Raw genomic sequence first — 3756 nt, forward strand, 5'->3', positions numbered from 1 at the left:
GGGGAAGGGTGTTCGGGTTGCGCGGGACCGGGGTGGCGGTTGCCCGAACGGAAGGGGATGACGTTGAACCGGGGATCGCGCTCGGGGGCGACGGAGGGCTCGTACGTGTGCGCGGGCGCGTGTTGGGCCCGGGGTTCCGGATGCGCCTGCTGCCTGGTCTGCTGCGGCCGGGTGGTGAAGGCCGTGGGCGCGGGCTCGGCTGCGGAGTGGTGTCCGGACGGGGGTGGGGGCTCCGACCCCGGGGACGTACTCCGGAAGGGGTTGTACGGCGGCGCAGGGGGTCTGGGTTCGCGCGCCTGCGCACCCTTGCCGCTCTCGGGCAGTCCGTCCAGGAGGCCGCCGAGGCCGGGCACGGGTCCGCTGCCCCGTTGCCACGCGCCCTCCTGCTCACCGCGACGGGATTCCTCGCGGTCGTCGTTGGTCATGATCGCTCCCCGAAGAAGAGAAGAGAAGAAGAGGTCTGTGAGCTGCCCGGTTCCACCTGGTCCGTTTGGGATTCGGACCAGCGTAGTCCGCGGCGGTCATGCCGCTCGCACGGGTCCCCCCGACCCGGAACGGCTCGCCCCGGCCGAAGTGCCGGGGTCCTCAAGTCACCATCAACTGTGCCAGAGAAGGCGTGGGGACGGGCTGTGTACGAGAGTCCCGAACGGGAACCGGAGGGGGTTCGCGCCCGGTTCGCGGCCCTACGTCACCCCGTGGAGGCACGGCACGGGGCCCCGGAGGCCTACTCGGCAACACCCTAGTAACCCCAACTGAACAGGGGAAACGACGGGCACGAAGGAGCATACACACCATGCAATCTCGCTGTGCGACCAGTCGAACACCCTCCGTACATTTTCTGGTTCTCAGATCCACGAATCGGCCAGGGGAGGGCTTTCGGCTCGCCCCGGGAGCGGGTTGCGGCCAGGACCGGACCTCGCCCCGCTCCCGTCCACCTCCTTGCGCCCAGGGGACCACCAGGGGGCGGAGCGGGCTGTGGGCTTCGGCCTGGGCCGGTCCCGCCTCGTAAGCGCGTCGCAAGCGCGTCGAACGCCGTGCGACACGGCCCTGTGGCACTCTTTGCCGGTACCCGAACACCCCTGATCCCGGTACCCACCCCCAAACGGAACGGAACTCGCCATGCGACGGCGTCACTTCCTCGCCGGTGCCACCACCGTGACCGGCCTCTCCGCGTTCGCCCCCGTGCTGCTCGCCTCCGCCACCGCCTCCGCACGGACCACTGGGGAGTCCTCCGCCGCCCTGACGGCGCCCAGGATCCTCAGCGAACCGGCCGACACCACCGGCGCCATCGTCCGCCCCGAGCGCCGCTTCGACCTCGTCTCCGCCACCCAGGCGCCCGACGCCGTCTCCGAGAACGCCGCGGTGCGCTTCGAGACCGCGGAGGGGCTGGGCGGCTGGCAGGACCTGCACTTCCACACGGCCGGACCCGAGCACCTGCCTCCCTCGGCCTCGGCCATGGCGCGCGCCCCCGAGGGAGCGACCGGCTACGAGGTGCGCGGCGCGGACGGCGCCGACCTGACCGCCCTGAACCTGCACGACGGTGAGGAGCTGCGGCTCGGCGGCCAGGAGCGGGTGTCGCTCTCCGCCGAGGACGAGGGGGTCACCACCCTCTCCGGCGGTTCCGTCCTGCGGGTGCGCACCCGGGCGGGGTGGGGCGCCGACGAGTCGCTGCGCTTCGACGAGGACGGCAACGACCTCTGGGCCGCCCAGTTCCACCCGGTTCAGGCGCTGACCGTGCACCACACGGCGATGGCGACCACGGACGACCACTCGGCGGACGTGCGCGCCGTCTACCACCTGCACGCCGTTCAGCAGGAGTGGGGCGACGTCGGCTACCACCTGCTGATCGACCCCGAGGGCGGGATCTACGAGGGTCGCCACTCGGGTGGCGGCCTCCCGATCTTCCGAGGGGTCCCCCTGCCGGGCCTGGCGGAGTCGGTGACGGCCGGCCACGCGTTCGGGTTCAACCACGGCAACATCGGCGTGTGCCTGCTCGGCGACTTCACCCACGAGCTGCCGACGCAGGCGGCCCAGGACTCGCTGGTGGACGTCCTGCGGGTCCTGTGCGCCCTCACCGGCGTGAACGCGGCCGAGCGGATCGAGTACGTGCACCCGGACACCGGTGCGGCGACCGAGCAGGAGGCGGTGGCCCGACACCGGGACTGGCTCCAGACCGAGTGTCCGGGCAACACCTTCTCCGAGGTGTTCGACACGGTCATCCGCCAGAGGGTCGTCAACGGTCTGCTCTGAACCCCCGTGGCGGTGGGGCATTCCGGCACCCCACCGCCGGGACGAGCAGGGGTGCGGGTTGACGGAACCCGGTTCCACACGCCCGTGTGACGCCGTATCTTGATCGGTGCCCGGAACCACCCGGCGGTTCGTACGCACAGGGGGAACACACGCATGGCCACAGTCCAGAGCGCTCCGATCATGCCCGCGGTCATCCTGGAGACCGAGCGCCTGCGCCTGCGATCCCTGCTCGAACACGACATCGACGACGTGCACGCCTCGTGCGTGGACCCCGAGCTCCAGCGGTGGATTCCGCTGCCCGCACCAGGGCTGCCCTACACCCGGGAGTCGGCGGAGCACTTCTGTCTGAACGTCGCCCCGGCCATCCGGACCGGTGGCGACGGCCAGCACTGGGCCGTGGTGGACAGGGCGACGGGCCGGTTCACCGGTTCCGTGGCGCTGCTGCGCACGCAGTGGGCCGCCATGGTCACCGAGATCGGTTACTGGATCTCGCCGTGGGGCCGTGGCCGTGGGTTGGCCACCGAGGCGGTCGTGGCCGTGTCCCGGTGGGCCCTCGGGCAGGGTTTCCAGCGGGTGGAGCTCAAGGCCGCCACGGGCAACACCGGTTCGTGCCGGGTGGCCGAGGCCGCCGGTTTCGTCCGCGAGGGCACCGACCGCAACGCGATGCCCCTGCACGAGGGCAGGTCGGACCTGGCCTCGTTCGGCCTCGTCCCGGGCGACGTCGGCCGTGGCCCGGGGCTGCTTCCCCTTCCCGACCGGGTCGGGCCGTGACGGCCACCGCCCCGAGCCCCCGACCACCGGTGGCCCCCGGTTCCCCGACGCGACCGCGGTGGCTCCAGCGGTCTGCGCTCAACCCCACACCCGGCTGAGCGACCACTCGCCGGTGGAGGTGTCGTGCCGGAGCTCGTACACGCCCTGCGCGTAGGCCGAACCCGCCTCCACCCGCCAGTGTCCGCGTTCGGGCACCTGGGAACCCGCGCCGGGGGTCCAGTCGCGGCGCAGCGTGACCCAGTGGTCGATGATCCTGCGTATGCCGTACACCCGGCCCTCCCAGGTGAAGCGGGTGGGTCTGCCCTCGTCCTCGACGACCGCGACCTTCGCCCCGAAGTACCGTCCCACGACAGTTCCCCCCACCATCGACCGACTCCTCCTGCTGGTGTCCGGCCGCCGTACGAGCGCACACCGCCGGAAGGGCCCACCCGTGGGGAAGTACGGCCAGGCGTTCGAACAAGTATTCGAATCCTATCGAAAGCGGTGCTTCCTTGGAACTGTTTGCGCGTTCTCGACATCACCTCGGGTAGCACCTGCACGGCCCGTGAGCTCCGCCGCCTGGTCTGCGCCCGGCAGGCGCGCTCATCCGTGTCCCTGACCGAACGTCCCTCGACAACCTCGGCCGGTCCCCTCCGGCCGCGTCCCGCCGATCCGACCGACGGTCGGCCCGCCTCTTCGGGAGCCTTCGGCTGGACGCGCCCGGCTGGGGCTGACCGCCACCTCCCGGCCCCGAGC

At 71.8% G+C, this 3756-nt stretch carries 3 protein-coding genes and 1 pseudogene; 2 read left to right on the plus strand and 2 right to left on the minus strand.

Annotation, left to right across the window (positions count from 1 at the left end; translation table 11 throughout):
- Positions 1 to 425, minus strand: a pseudogene (locus ADX84_RS24835) (5,6-dimethylbenzimidazole synthase); the annotation flags it as partial.
- A gap of 694 nt (positions 426 to 1119) precedes the next feature.
- On the opposite strand from ADX84_RS24835, the gene ADX84_RS24840 reads away from it, so the two are divergent.
- Positions 1120 to 2250 carry a peptidoglycan recognition family protein gene (locus ADX84_RS24840; RefSeq protein ID WP_049579867.1) on the plus strand — a complete coding sequence of 377 codons (1131 nt, stop codon included), beginning with the start codon at positions 1120 to 1122 and terminating at the stop codon, positions 2248 to 2250.
- A gap of 153 nt (positions 2251 to 2403) precedes the next feature.
- Positions 2404 to 3021 (plus strand): GNAT family N-acetyltransferase, encoded by a 618-nt coding sequence (locus ADX84_RS24845; protein ID WP_049579869.1) that lies wholly within the window; start codon positions 2404 to 2406, stop codon positions 3019 to 3021.
- A gap of 78 nt (positions 3022 to 3099) precedes the next feature.
- Here ADX84_RS24845 and ADX84_RS24850 read toward each other — a convergent pair whose 3' ends face one another.
- Positions 3100 to 3387, minus strand: a complete 288-nt coding sequence (locus ADX84_RS24850) for a DUF6504 family protein (protein WP_049579872.1) — start codon at positions 3385 to 3387, stop codon at positions 3100 to 3102.
- Positions 3388 to 3756: the final 369 nt, after the last annotated feature.

Source organism: Nocardiopsis sp. SBT366 (genome assembly GCF_001083815.1).
GTDB classification, from domain to species: domain Bacteria; phylum Actinomycetota; class Actinomycetes; order Streptosporangiales; family Streptosporangiaceae; genus Nocardiopsis; species Nocardiopsis prasina.